This window comes from Streptomyces sp. NPDC051776, assembly GCF_040681345.1.
GTDB lineage: Bacteria > Actinomycetota > Actinomycetes > Streptomycetales > Streptomycetaceae > Streptomyces.
The window spans coordinates 258,650-277,981 of sequence record NZ_JBFAYQ010000001.1; the positions used below are offsets into that span (position 1 = coordinate 258,650).

Here is a 19,332-nt window from a genome sequence, read left to right on the forward strand (position 1 = left end):
CCGGCCCCTGTTCGCGCGTGCAGTTCCGGTCCGTTCAGGGCCGTTCCGGTCCGTTCCGGTTCCGGTCAGTGGGTGAGCGGCTTGGCGTAGCAGCGACTGCTCTCGTACTCGCGGTAGCAGCCGAACTTCTCCGCCGGGGCATAGCCGGACGAGGTGTAGAGCGCGATGGCCTCCGGCTGCTTGGTGCCGGTCTCCAGCACCATGCGGACTCGGCCCGCCGACTGCGCGCTGTCCTCCAGAGCGGCCAGGATCCGGCGGGCCAGGCCCCGGCCGCGTGCGTCCGGCACGACGTACATGCGTTTGATCTCGGCGTCGCCGTCCGCGTAGCCCTCCCCGTTCGCCTCCTGGGCGCGCCAGCCGCCGGACGCGACCGCCTCCGTGCCGTCGTACGCGACGAGATAGAGCCCGTGGGGCGGGTCGAACTGGGCCGGGTCGAGGGGCGTCATGTCGCCGTCGCCGTAGCGCTCCGCGTATTCGAGCTGCACCTGGTCGTTCAGCTTCAGGGCGTCGGGATGGTCGAAGCGCACGGCACGGATCTGCATGACCGCCATCGTAGGGAGGCGAGGGCGGGAGGCGGAGCGGGTACCGGAGTGTGGACGCCCCGAGCCGGGCAGAGCACCCGCTCCCGTAAGGTGCCGTGGTGCTCTGTGTGACAAGCGTGAACGTGAACGGGCTCCGCGCCGCCGCCAGGAAGGGCTTCGTGGAGTGGCTGGCGGGCACCTCCGCCGATGTGGTCTGCCTGCAGGAGGTCCGGGCCGAGCCCGGCCTGCTTCCGGAGGCCGTGCGGCAACCCGAGGGCTGGCACGTGCTGCACGCCCCGGCCGCCGCCAAGGGCCGGGCGGGAGTGTCGCTGTACACGCGGCGCGAGCCGGAACGGGTGCAGATCGGCTTCGGCTCCTCGGAGTTCGACGGCAGCGGACGGTACGCCGAGATCGACCTGCCGGGCGTGACGGTGGCGAGTCTCTACCTTCCCTCGGGCGAGGTCGGCACCGAGCGGCAGGAGGAGAAGGAACGCTTCATGAGCGAGTTCCTGCCGTATCTCAAGGAGCTGCGCGAGCGGGCGGCGGCTGGGGGCACCTCCCGTGCCGGAGGTTACGGGGGCGGCCGCGAGGTGCTGGTGTGCGGCGACTGGAACATCGCCCACCGCGAGGCCGACCTGAAGAACTGGAAGGGCAACGTGAAGAACTCCGGTTTCCTGCCGGAGGAACGGGACTGGCTGACCCGGGTTTTCGAGGAGGCGGAGTACGCGGACGTAGTGCGGCAGCTCCACCCGGACGCGGTGGGCCCGTACACCTGGTGGTCGTACCGCGGGAAGGCCTTCGACAACGACAGCGGCTGGCGCATCGACTACCACGTGGCGACCCGCGGTCTCGCCGAGCGCGCGGTGAAGGCCGTGGTGGAGCGGACGCCGAGCTACGACCGGCGCTGGTCGGACCATGCGCCGGTGACCGTGACGTACCGGACGGGGCACTGAGTCCCGTGACCACGGCGGCGGCTCGGGGGCCGAGCACCGCGCGGCCCCCGCGCCCCTCGACGCAGGCGTGAGCGGGCGCGATACGGGGGCGGGCGGGAGCCTTCCGGCGCGGACCAGGCACCATGGAGCCGTGAGCGAGATCGGATCAGCGGGCCGGGACCGCGATCGCGACGAGGGCGGGCGCGCCCGCAACGCCAGGCCGCGTGACGGCTTGGGGCGCCCGCTGCCCTACGGCGAGGACGGCGTCGAGCGCCAGCCGGAAGGCGTCGTGCGCAGCCCGGGGCAGACGCTCGCAGAGGCTCAGGAACTACTGGACGACGGCATGCCATTCCACGCGCACGAGGTGTTCGAGGACGCCTGGAAGTCGACGTCCGAGCCCGGTGAACGGGCGTTGTGGAAGGGCCTGGCACAGCTCGCCGTTGGCGTGACCCACGCCGCGCGCGGCAACGCCCGCGGCTCGGAGTCGCTGCTGCGCCGCGCCGCCGAGGCCATCGAGCCGTACGGGCCCGAGCGCCCGTACGGCATCGACGCCGGCGGTCTCGCGGCCTGGGCCCGCGGGGCGGCGGACGCCATCGCGGAGGGCGCGTCCGCAACCGCGGCGACGCTCGACCTGCCGCGCTTGTGCTTGCGCCACTGACACCGGCCTGACACAGGGCATGAGGCGGGACGGACGTGGGATGGACGGGCCACTGACGTGTGGCCCGTGCTGTCGGTCCGGATGCGAGGGCCTCCGGGGGCCGGGCGCCCCGCGTCGGCGTCCGGTGCGGCGCTCAGGCCGCTGACCGTACGGGCACCCGGGGTCTCGCGCGGGGCACTGGGTCGTACGTCGCTCGGTCCGGCCGGGTCACGCGGTCGCTCAGGTCTTCGCGCTCTACCGGGAGGCGGACCCGCGGACGATCAGGTCGTCCAGGAGTTGGCGCGTCGCGTCGGCCACCGAGGCGACCGCCTGGTCGAAGACCTCGCGGTTGTGCGCGGCCGGATGGTGGAAGCCGGAGACCTTGCGGACGTACTGCAGGGCTGCGGCTCTGATGTCGTCGTCGCCGACGTCGTCCATCTGGGGCGGGCGGAGAGTCTTGATGCTGCGGCACATAGGGCTAGCCCTTTTCCCAGGTCAGGGGGCGTTGCGCTCGACCTGCACTCACTATTCTGTCACTTTCGGGCTGATGCGTTCGCCGAGAAGCACCGCTGCCGGGGCGCATCTCTTCGGTCCTGATCTTCGTGTTGCACTGCTTGGTCATGTTCACCACTGTGCCCTGCCCAGCGTGCCAGGACCACGTCCGGAACCCCGGTCACTTGCCGCAAGCACTGTGTCGCCGGCGCAGCGACACGCGGTAGCCAGGGGAGCGCACCACGCTTTCTGGCGGAAGGGACGAGCAGCCACGAGCATCGGGTGCGGAGCGCCAGCGGTGAGAGGATAGCCGCAGACACCATCCGGGACCGCTGTGCAGCATGGAGCCATCTCGGGCATCTGGGCCCAGTGCACTCGCCGGGGGGCTCTCTTTCTCCTCTCCATGGGCGAGTTGGCGTTGGTGAAACCGCGCGCAGCACCGATAGCGTCGATCTAACTGGGACAACCCCCGCCCCACCACCGGGAGTTACGAGTGAACCGCCGTTCTTGCCCGCGGCTGCGGCGTTGCCCCAGCGACCGCACTCAGTGTGACGTTTCACCGAAAGTTCACGCCGAGAGCCGTGAGGGCGAACGCGGGCTTCAGACCATCGACTGCACAGGGGATCCGGACAACATGAGCGACCTCCGTCTTGAAGGAACGATCTTCGAAGATCTCAAGAAGACTTTCTCCTCGGTCAGCGACCGCATGGACGCGGCCCGCCGTACGCTCAAGGCCGTCGACGGCTCGGTCGTCGGCGCCGACAAGCTCGTTGAGGACGTTCACGAGTTCAGCGGCGAATGGGGCTACGGCATCAAGCAGCTCGGCAAGCACACCGGCGGCGCCGTCAAGATGATCAACCAGATAGGCCACGAGTTCGGGAAGCTCGACCACGACCTCGCCGAGGCCCTCAAGGCTCCGAAGAAGAAGGGCAAGTGACGTGGCCGGAAAGCGCCCTGCCTTTCCGCACATTGGCTGGGACCCAACCCCTGGCGATGCGGAGGACACCCGGGACCTCGCCAAGAAGCTCAGTGGGCTGGCACACGAACTTGGTGTTGCTGTAAAGGATTTGGAGCGGATCGAGACCGGCGCCTGGAAGGGAAAGGCCGCGGTCGCCTTCAGCGAGTACATCGGCAATGACGTCACCCCCCTCATACGCAAGAGCCACCAGTCCTTCGACAAGGCAGCGCGCGCCCTGCGCAAGTGGGCCCGCGAGCTCGAGGAGTTCCAGGACGAGGCCGACCGTCTCGAGAAGTCTGCCGGGGAGAAGCTCGAAGCCGGGGATAAGGCCGAGGAGAAAGCCAAGGGCAAGGGCAGCGAAGATCTCGGCAAGACGTCCGGGGCCGTAGACGAGATCACGAACAAGGTCCATGACCTTGAGGAGCGCTACAACCGGGCTGCGGGACGGATCAGCAAGGAGCTCGACAAGGCGGGCGATATCGCCCCTGACGAGCCCGGCTTCTGGGACAAACTCACCAACGGTGTCGCGGAGGCCTGGGACGCCACCAGCAAGTGGATCCAGGACCACGCCGACATGATCAAGCTGATCGGCGACCTGCTGAGCGACCTGACAGCGGTCCTGGGCATGCTGGCGATCATCACGCTCCCGTTCCCGCCCCTCGCGGCAATCTTCGGAACCGCCGCCCTCATCGCGAGCGGGCTCGCGCTAGTGGCGCACGGCATCGCCAAAGCCGGGGGTGCCGACGTGAGCTGGATGCAGATGGGGCTCGACGCTGTGGGCCTCATGCCGGGCATCGGCATGTTCAGCAAGGGCATCAAGGTGGTCGGTGCCGCCAAGGCGGCGACCACGGCCTCCAACCTCGGCAAGGGGTTCGGGGCGACCAGGCTCGGCAACGCACGCATCCTGATGTCCTTCGGAAAGGGCTCGTCCGGCCTCGCGGGCGGCATCGGCAAGGCCGGCCTGGTGAAGATCGGCGGCATGTCCGACGACGTCTACGAGGTCGCGCATGCGAGCAGTGGCCTTGCGTCCCGCATGGGAGGTCTCGCCAACGCCGGGTACCACGAAGGCCAGTGGCTCGGCTCCAAGGGACTCAACCTCATCCCGAAGGTGAACATCAACCCACTGGGAGCCGGTATCGCGATCGACGCCGGAGTCAAGATCTTTCCTAAGATCACGAGCATCCACCAGCACGTGGGAGAGGCCCTCTTCCCCGGAGAACAGCTCGAGAAGTCGGCATCGGCCCACTGAGTGTCCCGTTGGAAGTGACAGATTGAGCGCCTAGGACACAGCGGTCCAGGGTTCTGGGCCCCGTCCCGAGGCTCCCCTCAGGCCGCCGCACGTCCCAGGCCCAGCGCCGCCACGTAGGAAGATGCATACGGATATGGACATCTGGCAGCCCGCACCGGGCGAGATCCTCCTTGCCCGCACTCCCGTCACGTTCGCCACTGGCGCCGCCATGACCGTCAAGGGCATGCGCTGGTTCCGCGACGCCGAACGCCGCGACATTCAGGGCGAACTAGTGGGCTGGCCCGAGGGCCCGGTCTACACAGCTCGCGCCGGCGGGAACGCGGCAGCGCGCAACCTCGGCAAGGGCGGGCTCATGGCTCTGGGGGCCGTCGTGATGGGAGTCCTCACCTCACAGGGAGGCAGCGTCGGCGGCGGTGACAGCTCGGGTGCGGGCTCGGACACCTCCCACGACCGGCTCGACGAGATCGAGGACTTTCCCGTCATGTGGGCTGCCCCCGGAACCATCGCCCGCACCTTGCCCTGGCAACTGGATCCCGGCCGAACGGACGAGAAAAAGTACACCACCCACGCGATCGTCACCGACCGCCGCTTGGTGATCGTGGGGCTTCCCGTCCACACGAAAGACCGGACGATGATCAGGGACGAGGTCCTTTGGGAGGCACCGCGATCCGCCATCGGCACGGTTGAGCCAAGGGACTTCAAAGACGGGCGGGACGTGAAGATCGTCTTTATGGACCGCTCGTGGTGCAGGCTTCGCGCCCAGTGGCGGCCCAGGCTCACCGAGTACCTCGTCGGTCCCCTCGACGTGATTCCTTTGGAATCGCTCACAGCGGCACACCAGCACACCGCCCGCGCCTTCGCGGCAGCTCAGGCACCGGACGCCGGACCTCCGATCATCACTCGGAACACTTGCGGGTGTTACCGGATCGCGTTGGTTGCGCCCAGCATGATCGACTCGTTCTTCGGGGCTTCCGACCTGTACACGGTCATGGACGCCGACGGCACGGAACGCGACCTGTTGGCGTACCACCCTGAAGACTTCACTGGCTGAAGCCTCACTGCCCGCCCCCTGGAATCCCACGGGCGGCACCCCGCGCTCTGAACCTGCCAAGGACGGCCCCAGCCCCATGACAACCTCCTCTGATCCCGCCCGCCCCCTTCCGCATGTCGCCGCCGACGCGCTTGAGCCCCCGCCCATTTGGTTCGTCGTCCCTGACGGTTTTTACGCCCTTCCGCTCTCCGCCACTGCCGAGCAACGCGCCGAGCGGTCCCAGGACTTCGTACGCGGGCTCTACTCCCGCGGTGACGAGAGCATCTGGGAGCCCGCCGCGCCCCACTACGCCGCGATAGCCGAGCTCATGGCAGAGACTGGGGTCTCCTACTCCGCGATGGGTCTCTTCTCCACGGCGGAGGAGGACGACGCGGCGACGGACGGCGCGGCGGAAGGCGCCGCAGCCGAGGGCGGCACAGCGGGATCGACAACGCAGCCCGAAGCCGGACATGAAGGCTCCCGTGGCGTTGTCCAGTGCGCCTTCACCGTGGCGGCCGTCCCGACGGACCAGGCCTCGAAGGACACCGACATTGCCGCCCAGGGCATCCTCGCAATACTCTCAGGCGACCCGCACAACGACGCCCGCTGGCTCGACCTGCCGTGTGGGCCCGCGGTCTCGTGCGTCACGCTGACCGAGTACCGACTCAATCCGGAAATGACGGCGACCGGCGAGGCGACGAAGCTCCTCACCGGGCAGATCCAGGTCCATATTCCCTTCCCTACGGGCCCGTTCACCGCAGTCTTCACGCTTTACACCGCATCCACGGACTACTGGGCCGAGTTCTGCGACATCATGACGACGGTCCTCCGGACGGTGTCCTTCGAGGAGCCGGAGATCGAGATCGTGGACGAGGACGCGGGAACGGCCGTGATCAGCAAGGGACTGCGCCCACCGTCACCGGTCCGGTGACATGGCAACAACCCGTGCCTGCTGCCGCCCCTGTCGAACCCCGGCCGCGGAACCTGTCCCGGCCGCGGAACCCGGCGGCGAATCCCGGCCGCAGCCCCCGTCGGGAAACCGTGGCACGCGCCCCCGGCCGCGGAACTCGTCCCGGCCGCAGCCCCCCGGTCGCGAGACCCCGTCACGCACCGCCGGTCGCGAACCCCCGTCCCGGCCGCAGCCCCCGTCGCGGAACCCAGGCCCGCCACTGCAGTCCCTGTCGCGAAACCCCGGCCGGCACTGCCGTCGCAATCCGCGCAGCGGACCGCGAGCAGGTGGCGCCGGCCCCCCGGTTCTGTGTCAGGACGTCATCGCCGCCAGCAGCGGCGAGCGGTCGAAGAACACCTCGTTCCTCGTGATCAGTCCGTCCTCGAGCGTCACCGTGCAGACCCCGTCGCAGGCCACGACGGTGCCGCCGACCGGGATCTCCGCGTGCCAGTAGTTGAGGAAGCCGCCGCGGAGGGGCCGGACGGCGGTGTTCGTCCAGACCCAGTCCGGGTAGCGGGCCAGCAGACGCCGGAAGTAGGCGAGGATCTCCTCCCGGCCGCGCACGCCCTGCGGGACCTGGGGGTCGCAGTACACGGCGTCGTCCGCGTAGAAGTCGGCGAGCCGCTCGGGGTCGTTGCCCGTCCAGGCGGGCAGCCACCGCGAGGTGAACGCGCGTGCGTCGGCCTCGGTGAGTCCGGCAAAGCTCTCCACGGTCGGCCTCGTCTCTCCCGTTGTCCGGTTCCGCCTCTCTCCCGTTGTCCGGTTCCGCATGCCCATGCCTCCCCGTGTCTCCGTGCCGGGACATTCCAGCGGGCGCGCCAGGTGTTACCGGTGCAGGCGCTCGGCGGTCGTCGACTGCCGAGTCCCGTACCCAAGTTACTGGCCGGTCGCCTATTCCGTGGGCTCCTTCGGCAGACTGCTCAGTTCGGTGCGGCTCAGTTCGGTGCGGCTCAGTTCGGTGCGGATCCGGCGGTCCATCGCCATGGACAGCTCCGCGTCGATGACCCCCTTCGCGAGGGGCCGGAGGTTTTCGACGACCGCTGCGACGTCCGGCGTGGTGGGCAGGACGTGGGTGCGGATGAGGCGGGTGAAGAGCTCGGCGAGTTCGTCGGCGTGGACCCGGACCTCGCGTGCGGCGGCGAGGACCGAGGCCAGCGGCACGCCTTGGGCCACCAGCGCGCTCGACGCGTCCAGGAGACGGCGGCTGACGTGGACGACCTCGTCTCCGTCCACCGCCACGTAGCCCAGCGCGAGGGAGGCCGCGAGATTCTCCGCCGTGACGTCGTCGGCGAAGTAGTCGGCGAGTTCCTCGGGGGTGAGGCGGACCGGGGTCTCCTCGGACCAGCGCGTGGGCGTTTCGCCCTCCAGGCCCAGCAGTTCGCCGACGTCCCGCCCGGCCTCGAAGGCGGCGATGAGTTCGGCGATGCCGCCGAGGGTGTGCCCCCGGTCGAGCAGCGCGGCAATCGTCCGCAGCCGTGCCAGATGGTGGTCGTTGTACCAGGCGATACGGCCCTCGCGGCGCGGCTCGGGAAGCAGTTTGCGCTCGCGGTAGAAGCGCAGGGTGCGGACGGTGATCCCGGCCTTCCCGGCCAGCTCCTCGGCGCGGTATTCGCGGAGGTCCGCGTCCGGAGCCGCCGGACCGCCCGCCGCCTCGGCCGCGTCCGGTGCCACAGCACCGCGTGCCGCCTCGGCCGCTTCCGCTGCTTCCTCGTCCTTTGCCACGGCAGCAGCCTATGTCGGTACCCGGACTGACACGCACCCCAGGTGCAACCCGCGGTAACCGCCGTGCCCTTCCCGGCGCCAACTACCGGTGCGAGACCTCTACCCATCGGTATCGACCTGCTCTAGTCTCCCGAACGTTGCCAGTGATTGCTGGCACTGTCGTTCAGGGGCTGGGAGGCAGCGGCATGGCCGGGCGGAACCACGACCAGGGCAGCGGACGGGCGCAGGGCCGTGACCACGGAGGGGTCAGCGGACGGGACAGCGGAGGGGTCAGCGGACGGGACAACAGAGGGGTCAGCGGACGGGACCACGTACGGGTGGCGGTGATCGGGTCGGGCTTCGGCGGCCTGGGCGCAGCCGTGCGGCTCCGCCGCGCGGGGCTGACCGACTTCACCGTCCTGGAGCGCGCCGATGCGGTGGGTGGCACCTGGCGGGACAACACCTATCCCGGCTGCGCGTGCGACGTCCCCTCGCATCTGTACTCGTTCTCCTTCGCACCCAATCCCGAGTGGCCCCGGAACTTCTCCGGGCAGCCGCACATCCGCGCGTATCTGGAGCGGGTCACCGACACCTTCGGCCTGCGCCCGCACATCCGCTTCAACTCCGAGGTGCTGAGCCTCCGTTGGGACGAGGCCGAGCTGCTCTGGGAGATCGAGACCGTGACCGGCAGGCTCACCGCGGACGTCGTCGTGTCCGCCACAGGGCCGCTCTCCGACCCGAAGATCCCCGACATCCCCGGCCTGGACTCCTTCCCGGGCAAGGTCTTCCACTCCTCGCGCTGGGACCACGACTACGACCTGCGCGGCAAGCGCGTCGCCATGATCGGTACGGGCGCGTCGGCCATCCAGATCGTGCCCTCGATCCAGCCGGTCGTCGACCGCCTCACGCTGTTCCAGCGCACCGCGCCCTGGGTGCTGCCGCGTATGGACCGCAGGATCAGCGCGCTCGAACGCCGTCTGCACAGCGTCCTGCCCGCCACCCGGGCCGTGCGCCGCGCCCTGCTCTGGGGCATCCGCGAACTCCAGGTGAGCGCATTTACCAAGCGTCCGAAGCAGCTCGGGTTCATCCAGGCCATGGCCAAGTCCCATATGCGCAAGGCCATCAAGGATCCGGCCATGCGCGCGCGGCTGACGCCCGACTACCGCATCGGCTGCAAGCGGATCCTCCTGTCGAACGACTACTACCCGGCCCTCGCGCAGCCGAATGTGGGGCTGGTCGACGCCGGTCTGAAGGAGGTCCGCGGCTCGACGCTCGTCGCCGCCGACGGGACCGAGACCGAGGCCGACGCGATCGTCTTCGGCACCGGCTTCCGCGTCACGGACATGCCGATCGCCGAGCGGGTCACCGGTGTCGGGGGCAGGACGCTGGCGGAGGCGTGGAAGGACGGGATGGAGGCGCTGCGCGGTGCGAGCGCGTCCGGCTTCCCCAACTTCATGACCATCATCGGCCCCAACACCGGCCTCGGGAACAGTTCGATGATCCTCATCATCGAGTCCCAGCTCTCCTACATGACCGACTACCTTCGCCAACTCGACATCCTGGGCGGCACGGTGGCGCTCGACGCCCGCCCCTCGGCCGTCCGCGCCTGGAACCGGCACATCCAGGAGCGCATGAAGCGGACCGTGTGGAACACCGGCGGCTGCGACAGCTGGTACCTCGACGCGAACGGCCGCAACACCACCGTCTGGCCCGGCACCACGGCCGAGTTCCGCCGCGTCACCCAGCAGGTGGACCTCGCCGAGTACTCCGTACTGCGCCCGGGCGGCGTCCCCGCACCGGCGGAGGCGTCCGCCGTCGCCGAGGGGTGCGGGGCCACGGAGGAAGGCTCGCTCGTCGCCGCCGCGGAGGACGCCCGATGAGCCGTCTGCTGCACCGTGCCCCGGGCCCGTACGATCCACCCGTGGCGGTGCGCGAGCTGACCGCCGTCTCGGCCGACGGTGCCCGACTGCACGTCGAGATGTACGGGCCCGAGGGCGCGCCCGCGGTCGTCCTCGCCCACGGCTGGACCTGCTCGACCGCCTTCTGGGCCCCGGTCGCCCGCGAACTGTCCACCGGATTCCGGGTGATCGCCTACGACCAGCGCGGCCACGGCCGCAGTCCCGCGGCCTCACCCGCCGGCTACACCACCGGTGTCCTGGCCGAGGACCTCGAAGCGGTGCTCGGCACCGTGCTCGAGCCGGGCGAACGCGCCGTGCTCGCCGGGCACTCCATGGGCGCGATGGCCCTCATGGCCGCCGCGGAGCGGGCCGCGTTCCGCGCGCACGCCGCCGCCGTCCTGCTGTGCAGCACGGGCAGTTCGCGGCTGCTGGCCGACTCGCGGGTGGTGCCGCTGCGCAACGAGCGGATGCGCATCCGGCTGCACCGTGCGCTGCTCGGGTCGAGCCTGCCGCTCGGCCCGGTCACCCCACCGGCCCGGCGGCTCCTCAAGTACGTCACGATGGGCGACGGCGCGACCCCCGAGATGATCACGGCGTGCGCCCGCATCGTGCACGCCTGCCCGCGCCGCGTACGTGCCGCCTGGGCCCGTGTACTCGGGGAACTGGACCTCGGGGCGAACCTGGAACGGCTGACGGTGCCGACCGCCGTCATCGCGGGCACGGCCGACCGGCTCACCCCGATCGTGCAGGCCCGGCGGATCGTGGCCGCCCTGCCCGACTGCGCCGGATTCACCGAGCTCGCCGGGCGCGGCCACATGACCCCGGTCGAGCAGCCGGAAGCCGTCGTAGCCGTGATCCGCGAACTCGTCCGCGATCACCTGGCCGCCGGTGAACCGCCCGCCGCCGAACGGGACGAACACAACGAACGGACCGCTGCCAAGGTCAAGGAGGAGACGTCATGAGTCCCCGCACACCCCTGGAGGGAAGGGTCGCGGTGGTGACCGGTGCGGCGCGCGGCGTGGGCGAGCTGCTGGCCCGCAAACTCGGCGCGCGCGGCGTGAAGATCGCGCTGGTCGGCCTGGAGCCGGACGAACTGAGGCGGGTCTCGGACCGGTTGCCGACCGAGTCCATGTACTGGCACGCCGACGTCACCGACACCGAGGCGATGGAGCGTGTCGCGGCGGAGGTCCGTGAACGCTTCGGGCGGACGGACATCGTCGTGGCCAACGCCGGTGTGGCGACGGGCGGTCCGTTCCCCGACTCCGACGCACGGTCCTGGAACCGGGTCGTCGAGGTCAACCTGCTCGGCAGCGCCGCCACGGCCCGCGCCTTCGTACCCGCGCTGCTGGAGAGCCGCGGCTATCTGCTGCAGATCGCCTCGCTCGCCGCGATCACCCCGGCGCCGATGATGTCGGCCTACTGCGCGTCCAAGGCGGGCGTCGAGGCATACGCCCACTGCCTGCGCGGCGAGTTGGGGCACAAGGGGGTCAAGGTCGGCGTGGCGTATCTGAGTTGGACCGACACCGACATGGTGCGCGGGGCCGACGAGGATGACGTGATGCGCGAGCTGCGCCAGCGGCTGCCCTGGCCGGCCAACCGCACTTACCCGCTGGGCCCTGCCGTCGACCGGATCGTCGACGGCATCGAGCGCCGCTCCGCGCATGTCTACGGGCAGTGGTGGCTGCGCGGCATGCAGGCGATCCGTGGCTACGTGCCGGGCATCGTCGGAACCGTCGGGCAGCGCGAGATGCGCCGGATCGAACCGCGGCTCGCCGAAAACCGGGGCATGCGCGGCGGACTGGTGGGCGCGGGCGGCGCGGCGGACGAGAAGACACGCGCCGAGCGCACTGGATAGCGCTGCGTACACGGGTGCTGAGCTGGGCTTTGTCGCTCTCCGTAGTGGGTTTTGGGTTTAGAAATGCGAAGAGTGTCCCCCCATGTCAGGCTTGTCCGGGGCTCAAGCCCCCTCACCCAGCGAGGAGTGACATCGATGGCCATCAAGGACCAGTTCCACGACAAGGCGCAGCGCATGGAGCGCGCGAAGCAGAACAAGCAGGGCGGCGACCAGGGCGAGAAGTCCGAGCGCGAGCGCCAGAACCCGCAGCGCGGTTCGCAGCCCCAGCGTGGCTCCCAGCCGCAGCGTGGCGGCCAGCAGCCGCAGCGTGGTGGACAGCAGCCCCAGCGTGGTGGCCAGCAGCGGCCGCAGGACAAGCAGCGCGAGCGCTCTTCCGAGGAAGGTCGCGAGCAGGGCCGTCAGGACTCCTTCGACGACATGCAGGGCGAGTCCTACCGCTGACGCGGGGAAGGGGGCAGGCGCGCCGTGCGCACGGCTTCCCCGGCCTTCGCCGAACGGGGCGCACCCCACGGGGTGCGCCCCGTTCTCGCGGGTGCGCTCCGTCACGTCTCAGTTCACCGTCACCCCTCAGTTCCCGTTGCGCGGCGGCAGTTTGGGCCGGTGCAGGTCCGGCACGTCCGAATAGTCCGGAGGGCTCTTTGCGGGGTGCTGCTTCAGCAGCTCCAGGGCGAGCTCCACGGCGTCGTCGAGCTGCCGGTGGCGCCCCTCGGCCCAGTCGAGCGGGGTGCGGTCCACCTCGACGTCCGGCTCCACACCGTGGTTCTCCACGCCCCACCCGTACTGCTCGAACCACGCGGCGTTCATCGGGACCGTGATGACCGTGCCGTCGCCGAGCCGGTGCCGCCCCGTCATGCCGACCACCCCGCCCCACGTCCGAAGGCCCACCACCGGCCCCAGGCCCAGGAGTTCGATGGCCGCGGTGATCATGTCGCCGTCGGACGAGGTCATTTCGTCCGCGAGCGCGACGATCGGACCGTGCGGGGCGTGCGAGGTGTACGACACCGGCTGCGCGTTGCGCGTCAGGTCCCAGCCCAGCACGTGGCGGGTGAGCTTCTCGATCACCAGCTCGCTGATGTTGCCGCCCGCATTGCCGCGGACGTCCACGATGAGCGCGTCGTACGCCATTTCCTTCCGCAGATCGCGGTTGAACTGCGCCCAGCCCGAGCCGCCCATGTCGGGGATGTGCAGATAGCCGCACCGGCCGCCGCTGGTCTCGCGTACGACCTCGCGCCGCTTGTTCACCCAGTCCTGGTAGCGCAACGTCCGCTCGTCGATGAGCGGTTGGACGGCGATGCGCCGGGGCGGGCCCTCGCCCCCGGGGGGCAGGAAGGTCAGCTCGACGGTCGTCCCGCCCGCCGCGGTCAGCAGCGGATACGGCCCCGCCACCGGATCCACGGGCCGCCCGTCCACATGCGTGAGGACCGAGCCTTCCCGGATGCCGGAGCCCGCGAGCGGCGAACGCGCACGGGAGTCGGAGGACTCGCCGGGCAGGATGCGCGTCACGGCCCACCCGCCCTCCGCCGTACGGGCGAGGTTGGCGCCGAGCAGACCGATCGGACGCTGGTAGTGCGCCGGTCCTTCGCTGCGGCGTGCGGGGCTGACGTACGCGTGGGAGGTGCCCAGCTCACCCATCACCTCCCGCAGCAAATCGGCGAACTCCCCCGGGGACGCGACCCGTTCGACCAGCGGCCGGTACTGGTCGAGCACCGCGTCCCAGTCCACCCCGCACATCCCCGGGTCCCAGAAGTACGCGCGGACGATCCGCCCGGTCTCCGCATATGCCTGCCGCCACTCCGCCGCCGGGTCCACCTGGTGCTGGATGCGGCGCAGATCGAGGTGGACAGTGGAGTCGCTGTCGCCCGGCTCGATCGCCGGCACCGCACGCAGCTCTTCGTCGTCGTCCAGCACGAGTCGGGTGCCGTCGCCGCTGAGGGCGAACCAGTCGAGGTGGGTGACGAGTTCGGTGCGGCGAGCCCGGGCGAGGTCGAAGTGCTCCAGGGTCGGCTTGCCCGTGGTGTCGGCGGGGTTGGCGAAGGTCTCGCCCAGCGCGCCGGAGATCGGCCAGCGCAGCCAGACCAGGCCCCCGCCCGCGACCGGCTGGAGCGAGGAGTACTTGGACGCTGCGACAGGGAACGGCGTCACCCGGCTCGCCAGCCCTTCGGCTTCCACTGTCACGGTTCCGTTGCCCCAGGCCGAGGCGCCGGGGTCCAGTCCCCCGGCGGCGGGCCTGCCTTCGGGGGAGAGCGCGAAGGGCGAGGGGGTCGTGGAGGACAGCGGTACGAGGTAGGGGCGGCAGCCAAGCGGGAAGGACAGGTCGCCCGTGTGCACGTCGTAGACGGGGTCGAAGCCGCGCCAGGAGAGGAACGCGAGATAGTGGCCGTCGCGGGTGAACACCGGCTGCTCGTCCTCGAACCGACCGTCCGTCACGTCGGTGATGTCGCGGTCGGCGAGGCGGGCCATCCTGATCTGCCGCAGCGTGCGCCCGATGCCCGGATGGGACCAGGTGATCCACTCCGAGTCGGGGGAGAAGGCGAGGTTGCGCACCGGCCCGTTGCCGGAGCGTGCCAACTCGGCCACCGCACCCGCATTCCGTCCGACCGTACGCCCGTCCCTCTCTGAACTCCCGACGTCCTCGGCCGCCGCCTCTGAACTCCCGACGTCCTCGGCCGCGTCGACGATCAGCAGCCGCCCGTCGTGGGCCGCGACCGCGAGCCGCCCGCCGTCCGGTGACGCGGCCAGCTCGTGCACCCGGCCGAGCTCGCCCGCGGCGATCCGGCGCGGTTCGCGTCCGCTCCCGGCCCGTGGCAGGTCCGCGATTTCGATCGCGTCCTCGCCCTCCGCATCCGTGATGTACGCGATCCGCCCGGAGGGGCCGAGCATGCGCGGGAGGCGGATCCGTACGCCCGGGGTGTCGGTGATCGTCCGGGCGGGGCCGTCGCGGTGGGTGAGCCAGTACAGGCTGCCGCGGACGCAGACCGCGCTCGCCCGCCCCGTGGAGTCGACGGCGAGGGAGTCGATGTGCGAGGCGGCCGGGACCTGGTACGTGCGCCGCCCGGCGCGCGGCCCGCCGAGCCGCACTTCGAGCCGCCGTGGCGCACCGCCGGGCGAGAAGTCCTCGGCCAGCCACAGGTCGCCCGCGCACTGGTAGACCACGCGCGATCCGTCGGTCGAGGCGTGGCGTGCGTAGAACTCCTCATGGTCGGTGTGACGGCGCAGATCGGAGCCGTCGTGCGCACAGGAGTAGAGATTGCCGATCCCCTCGTGGTCGGAGAGGAAGGCGATGCGGTCGCCGACGAACATCGGGCAGTCCAGGTGCCCCCGGATGCCCGGCAGCAGCCGCTCGCACTGCAGATACAGCCGCCCGGTAGCTCCGCCCCGGTAGCGCTTCCAGGAGGCGGGCTCGTGCGGCGGCTTGCCCGTGAGCAGCAGGGTCAGATGCTCCCCGCCGACGTCGGCGATCGCGATGTCGGAGATCGGCCCCCAGGGGAGGCGGCCACCGGGGCTGCCGTCGGTGGGCACCTTGTAGCCCCAGGAGAAGTACGAGAAGGGCTGGCCGTGCGAGGCGACTGCCAGGATGTGCTCGTCGGGACTCCAGCCGCAGACGCGGGTGTCGGTGCTGCCCCAGTAGGTGAGACGGCGGGCGGGGCCGCCTTCCGTCGGGGCCAGATGGATCTCGGGGTCGAGGCTGCGCCACGTCGTGTACGCGATCCGGCTTCCGTCGGGGGAGAAGCGAGGGTGGCCGATCCGGGTGCGGTCGACCGTCACGCGCCAGGCCCGCTGCGCGCGTTCGCCCGGCGCGGCGATCGGGGCCACCCACAGGTCGTCCTCGGCGGCGAAGCAGACCAGGTCCTCGTGCAGGTGGGGGAACCGGAGATACGCGCGGTCGCTCACGTCTCCAATGTCCGCGCCGGGTCCGGGGGGCGGCAACTCGTGGCGCGGACCACACATCGAAACGTTTGCGTTTCGATCGGACGGGGGCCTACTCTCGTTTTGTACGAAACGGTTTCGTGTCGATAGCGCCCGAGGGAGGTGCCCGCGATGCAGACGGAGCCACGCCCCCGGACGCGCCGCACCCGGCTCACCCCCGAACGGGAGGCCGAGCTGTACGACGCGGTGCTCGACCTCCTGCGGGAGCTCGGCTACGACGCGCTGACCATGGACGCCATCGCGGCCAGGACCCGCTCCAGCAAGGCGACCCTCTACCGCCAGTGGAACAGCAAGCCCGAACTGGTCGCCCGCGCCCTGCGGCACAACCAGCCGGTCTCACCCGCCGACCTCGACACCGGCAGCCTGCGCGGCGACGTGCAGATACTGCTGAACTCCTCCGACGACGCCCAGATGGAGAAGGACACCGCGCTGCTGCGCGGACTCGCCCACGCCGTCTACCAGAACGAGGATCTCCACACGGCGCTGCGCGAGTTGATGATCGAGCCGGAGATCGCCGAGATCAACGCCATGCTCCAGCGTGCGGTCGACCGCGGCGAGATCGCGGCCGACCTGCCCGCCCTGGAGTGGATCCCGCAGTTGCTGATCGGCGCTTTCATCTCCCGTGAGCTGATCTGGGACCGGCCCGCCGACAAGGAGTACCTCACCCGCTTCGTCCACGCCGTGATCTTCCCCGTCCTCGGCGTCTGACCCCCGGATCTCCCCGCACAACCGCATACAGGTCCCCGCTCCGGCGCGCCCGCTCTCGTCGCCGGGTCGGTACCGCACGCCCTTGTCGACCCTCGACCTCACGGGAGCGCATCTCGTCATGGCCACATTCCTCTACAAATTGGGCCGGTTCGCCTTCCGCCGGCGCCACTTCGTGATCCTCATATGGGTGGCGCTGCTGGCCGCTGTCGGAGCCGGCGCGGCCAGTGCGCCCGCCGCCACCTCCAACTCCTTCTCGATTCCCGGCACTGAGGCCCAGAAGGCGTTCGACCTGCTCGACGAGCGCTTTCCCGGCAGTAACGTCGACGGCGCGACCGCGCGTGTGGTCTTCAAGGCCCCGAAGGGCGAGACGATGACCGACCCGGCCAACCGGTCGGCGGTTCTTCAGGTCGTCGCGGAACTTGGGAAGGGCGCGCAGGTCGGTCACGTCACCGACCCGTACGAGTCCAGGGCCGTCAGCAAGGACCGTACGACCGCCTTCACCCAAGTCTCGTACGACGTCTCGGCGTTCGAACTCGAGGAGCCCACGCGCGAGGAACTCAAGGACGCGGCGAAGCACGGGGAGAAGGAGGGCCTGACGGTCGAGATCGGCGGTGACGCCCTGGAGTCCATACCCGAGACAGGGGCGAGCGAGGTCATCGGCATCGCGGTCTCCGCGGTCGTCCTCGTCATCACCTTCGGCTCGCTCGTCGCCGCTGGAATGCCGCTGCTCACCGCGCTGATCGGGGTTGGCATCGGGGTCTCCTCGATCACCGCGCTCAGCAGCGCCCTCGACCTGTCCAGCACCACCGCCACGCTGGCGACGATGATCGGGCTCGCCGTCGGCATCGACTACGCGCTCTTCATCGTCTCCCGCTACCGCGCCGAACTGATCGAGGGCAATACGCCCGAGGAGGCCGCGGGACGCGCCGTGGGCACGGCGGGTTCCGCGGTCGTCTTCGCCGGACTCACCGTCGTCATCGCCCTCGTCGGCCTGTCGGTCGTCAACATCCCGCTGCTCACGAAGATGGGCCTGGCCGCCGCCGGCACCGTCGCCATCGCCGTCCTCATCGCGCTCACGATGATTCCCGCGCTGCTCGGCGCCGCGCGCGGCCGAGTCCTGCGCCGCAAGACCCGCAAGCAGCTGTCCGCGGCGCGCAAGGACGGGAAGCAGGCGGCGGAGGCCGCCGAGGACAAGCCCAACATGGGCACCCGCTGGGCCCGCTTCGTTCTGCGGCGGCCGGTCATGGTGCTGCTGGCCGGTGTCATCGGACTCGGCGCTGTCGCCCTGCCCGTCAGCTCGCTGGAGCTCGGCCTGCCCGACGACGGGGCGAAGCCGGCCGACACCACCCAGCGCAAGGCGTACGACACCCTGGCCACGTCCTTCGGCCCCGGCTTCAACGGGCCGCTCATGCTGGCCGTGGACACGGCGGACAGCGACGACCCGAAGGCGGCCACCCAGCGCGTGGTGAAGACCGTAGCCCGTCTGGACGGGGTCGCCGCGGTCACCCCGGCCACCTTCAACAGGTTCGGCAACACCGCCATGCTGACGGTGATTCCGGAGTCCGGGCCGAGCAGCCTGGACACCGAGGATCTCGTCGCGGACATCCGGAGCACGGCGGACGACCTGAAGGCGGACACCGGCGCGGACACTCTCGTGACCGGCACGACCGCGATGAACATCGACGTCTCGAAGAAGCTCAACGACGCACTCGTGCCCTACCTCGCGCTCGTCGTCGGACTCGCCTTCCTGCTGCTGATGGTGGTCTTCCGTTCCGTGCTGGTGCCGCTGAAGGCGGCTCTCGGCTTCCTGTTGTCCGTCGTCGCCGCACTCGGCGCGGTGGTCGCGGTCTTCCAGTGGGGCTGGCTCGCGGACGTCTTCGGAGTCGAGCAGACCGGGCCGGTGATGAGCATGGTGCCGATCTTCATGGTGGGTGTCGTCTTCGGTCTCGCCATGGACTACGAGGTCTTCCTGGTGACCCGGATGCGCGAGGCGTACGTCCACGGCGAGCGGCCGGGCGAGGCCGTCGTCACCGGCTTCCGACACGGCGCCCGGGTCGTCACCGCGGCCGCCGTCATCATGATCAGCGTGTTCGCCGGATTCATCGGCTCCTCCGAGTCGATGGTCAAGATGATCGGCTTCGGCCTGGCCGTCGCCGTCGCCTTCGACGCGTTCGTGGTGCGGATGGCGATCGTTCCCGCGGTGCTCGCCCTGCTGGGCGGGGCCGCGTGGTGGCTGCCGCGCTGGATGGACAAGGTGCTGCCGAACGTCGACGTCGAGGGGGAGGGGCTGCAGAAGCGGACCGCCGTGGAGACGGCGGACGGCCCGGCCGCGGCCGGGGACACCCCGTACTCGGAACTCAGCCGCGTCTGACCGCCCTTGCCGTGTTCCGTGCCCGCTCGCCTCTCAAGGGCGGGCGGGCACGGCCGCAGGATTCGGCCGCACGGCCCGGCCGCCACCCATGGGGTGACCGGACG

General features: G+C 70.4%; 17 protein-coding genes. 12 read left to right on the top strand and 5 right to left on the bottom strand.

The window, feature by feature from the left end; all coding sequences use genetic code 11:
• Nucleotides 1-65 precede the first annotated feature (65 nt).
• A complete protein-coding gene (locus AB0M26_RS01150; RefSeq protein WP_365252480.1) occupies nucleotides 66-542 on the bottom strand; it encodes a GNAT family N-acetyltransferase in 477 nt (158 codons plus the stop codon).
• A gap of 107 nt (nucleotides 543-649) precedes the next feature.
• On the opposite strand from AB0M26_RS01150, the gene AB0M26_RS01155 reads away from it, so the two are divergent.
• Entirely contained in the window at nucleotides 650-1,474 is an 825-nt protein-coding gene (locus AB0M26_RS01155) for an exodeoxyribonuclease III (RefSeq protein ID WP_365252483.1), read from the top strand.
• A 130-nt stretch (nucleotides 1,475-1,604) separates the two neighbouring features.
• A complete protein-coding gene (locus tag AB0M26_RS01160) occupies nucleotides 1,605-2,111 on the top strand; it encodes a DUF309 domain-containing protein (protein WP_365252485.1) in 507 nt (168 codons plus the stop codon).
• A 234-nt stretch (nucleotides 2,112-2,345) separates the two neighbouring features.
• Here AB0M26_RS01160 and AB0M26_RS01165 read toward each other — a convergent pair whose 3' ends face one another.
• Nucleotides 2,346-2,564: a DUF2277 domain-containing protein gene (locus AB0M26_RS01165; RefSeq protein ID WP_365252488.1), complete on the bottom strand. Its 219-nt coding sequence runs from the start codon at nucleotides 2,562-2,564 to the stop codon at nucleotides 2,346-2,348.
• Between the two features lie 652 nt (nucleotides 2,565-3,216).
• Here AB0M26_RS01165 and AB0M26_RS01170 point away from each other — a divergent pair.
• The 4 genes from AB0M26_RS01170 to AB0M26_RS01185 all read left to right on the top strand — a co-directional run bounded on the left by AB0M26_RS01170 (nucleotide 3,217) and on the right by AB0M26_RS01185 (nucleotide 6,750).
• Nucleotides 3,217-3,519 (top strand): hypothetical protein, encoded by a 303-nt coding sequence (locus tag AB0M26_RS01170; RefSeq protein WP_365252491.1) that lies wholly within the window; start codon nucleotides 3,217-3,219, stop codon nucleotides 3,517-3,519.
• A 1-nt stretch (nucleotide 3,520) separates the two neighbouring features.
• Nucleotides 3,521-4,789: a putative T7SS-secreted protein gene (locus AB0M26_RS01175; RefSeq protein WP_365252492.1), complete on the top strand. Its 1,269-nt coding sequence runs from the start codon at nucleotides 3,521-3,523 to the stop codon at nucleotides 4,787-4,789.
• Nucleotides 4,790-4,922: 133 nt separating this feature from the next.
• Nucleotides 4,923-5,840: a hypothetical protein gene (locus tag AB0M26_RS01180; RefSeq protein ID WP_365252495.1), complete on the top strand. Its 918-nt coding sequence runs from the start codon at nucleotides 4,923-4,925 to the stop codon at nucleotides 5,838-5,840.
• Between the two features lie 76 nt (nucleotides 5,841-5,916).
• Nucleotides 5,917-6,750: a hypothetical protein gene (locus tag AB0M26_RS01185; RefSeq protein WP_365252497.1), complete on the top strand. Its 834-nt coding sequence runs from the start codon at nucleotides 5,917-5,919 to the stop codon at nucleotides 6,748-6,750.
• A 330-nt stretch (nucleotides 6,751-7,080) separates the two neighbouring features.
• On the opposite strand, the gene AB0M26_RS01190 is transcribed toward AB0M26_RS01185, so the two are convergent.
• Nucleotides 7,081-7,479, bottom strand: a complete 399-nt coding sequence (locus AB0M26_RS01190; protein WP_365252500.1) for a nuclear transport factor 2 family protein — start codon at nucleotides 7,477-7,479, stop codon at nucleotides 7,081-7,083.
• 180 nt (nucleotides 7,480-7,659) lie between these two features.
• Entirely contained in the window at nucleotides 7,660-8,439 is a 780-nt protein-coding gene (locus AB0M26_RS01195; protein WP_365252998.1) for a MerR family transcriptional regulator, read from the bottom strand.
• Nucleotides 8,440-8,675: 236 nt separating this feature from the next.
• Between AB0M26_RS01195 and AB0M26_RS01200 the strand changes: the two genes are divergently transcribed.
• The 4 genes from AB0M26_RS01200 (at nucleotide 8,676) to AB0M26_RS01215 (ending at nucleotide 12,663) form a co-directional block, all read left to right on the top strand.
• Complete coding sequence (locus AB0M26_RS01200) at nucleotides 8,676-10,349, top strand: NAD(P)/FAD-dependent oxidoreductase (RefSeq protein ID WP_365252503.1); 1,674 nt, start codon at nucleotides 8,676-8,678, stop codon at nucleotides 10,347-10,349.
• The gene (locus AB0M26_RS01205; RefSeq protein ID WP_365252506.1) at nucleotides 10,346-11,329 is read left to right on the top strand and encodes an alpha/beta hydrolase; all 984 of its coding nucleotides are present in this window, start codon (nucleotides 10,346-10,348) and stop codon (nucleotides 11,327-11,329) included. The genes AB0M26_RS01200 and AB0M26_RS01205 overlap by 4 nt, the downstream gene beginning before the upstream one ends.
• Nucleotides 11,326-12,222: an SDR family oxidoreductase gene (locus tag AB0M26_RS01210; RefSeq protein ID WP_365252509.1), complete on the top strand. Its 897-nt coding sequence runs from the start codon at nucleotides 11,326-11,328 to the stop codon at nucleotides 12,220-12,222. The genes AB0M26_RS01205 and AB0M26_RS01210 overlap by 4 nt, the downstream gene beginning before the upstream one ends.
• A 135-nt stretch (nucleotides 12,223-12,357) precedes the next feature.
• Nucleotides 12,358-12,663, top strand: a complete 306-nt coding sequence (locus AB0M26_RS01215) for a hypothetical protein (protein WP_365252512.1) — start codon at nucleotides 12,358-12,360, stop codon at nucleotides 12,661-12,663.
• 126 nt (nucleotides 12,664-12,789) lie between these two features.
• On the opposite strand, the gene AB0M26_RS01220 is transcribed toward AB0M26_RS01215, so the two are convergent.
• A complete protein-coding gene (locus tag AB0M26_RS01220) occupies nucleotides 12,790-16,113 on the bottom strand; it encodes a S41 family peptidase (protein WP_365252515.1) in 3,324 nt (1,107 codons plus the stop codon).
• Nucleotides 16,114-16,260: 147 nt separating this feature from the next.
• Between AB0M26_RS01220 and AB0M26_RS01225 the strand changes: the two genes are divergently transcribed.
• The gene (locus AB0M26_RS01225; protein WP_365252518.1) at nucleotides 16,261-16,857 is read left to right on the top strand and encodes a TetR/AcrR family transcriptional regulator; all 597 of its coding nucleotides are present in this window, start codon (nucleotides 16,261-16,263) and stop codon (nucleotides 16,855-16,857) included.
• Between the two features lie 118 nt (nucleotides 16,858-16,975).
• Nucleotides 16,976-19,228 carry an MMPL family transporter gene (locus AB0M26_RS01230; protein WP_365253001.1) on the top strand — a complete coding sequence of 751 codons (2,253 nt, stop codon included), beginning with the start codon at nucleotides 16,976-16,978 and terminating at the stop codon, nucleotides 19,226-19,228.
• Nucleotides 19,229-19,332: the final 104 nt, after the last annotated feature.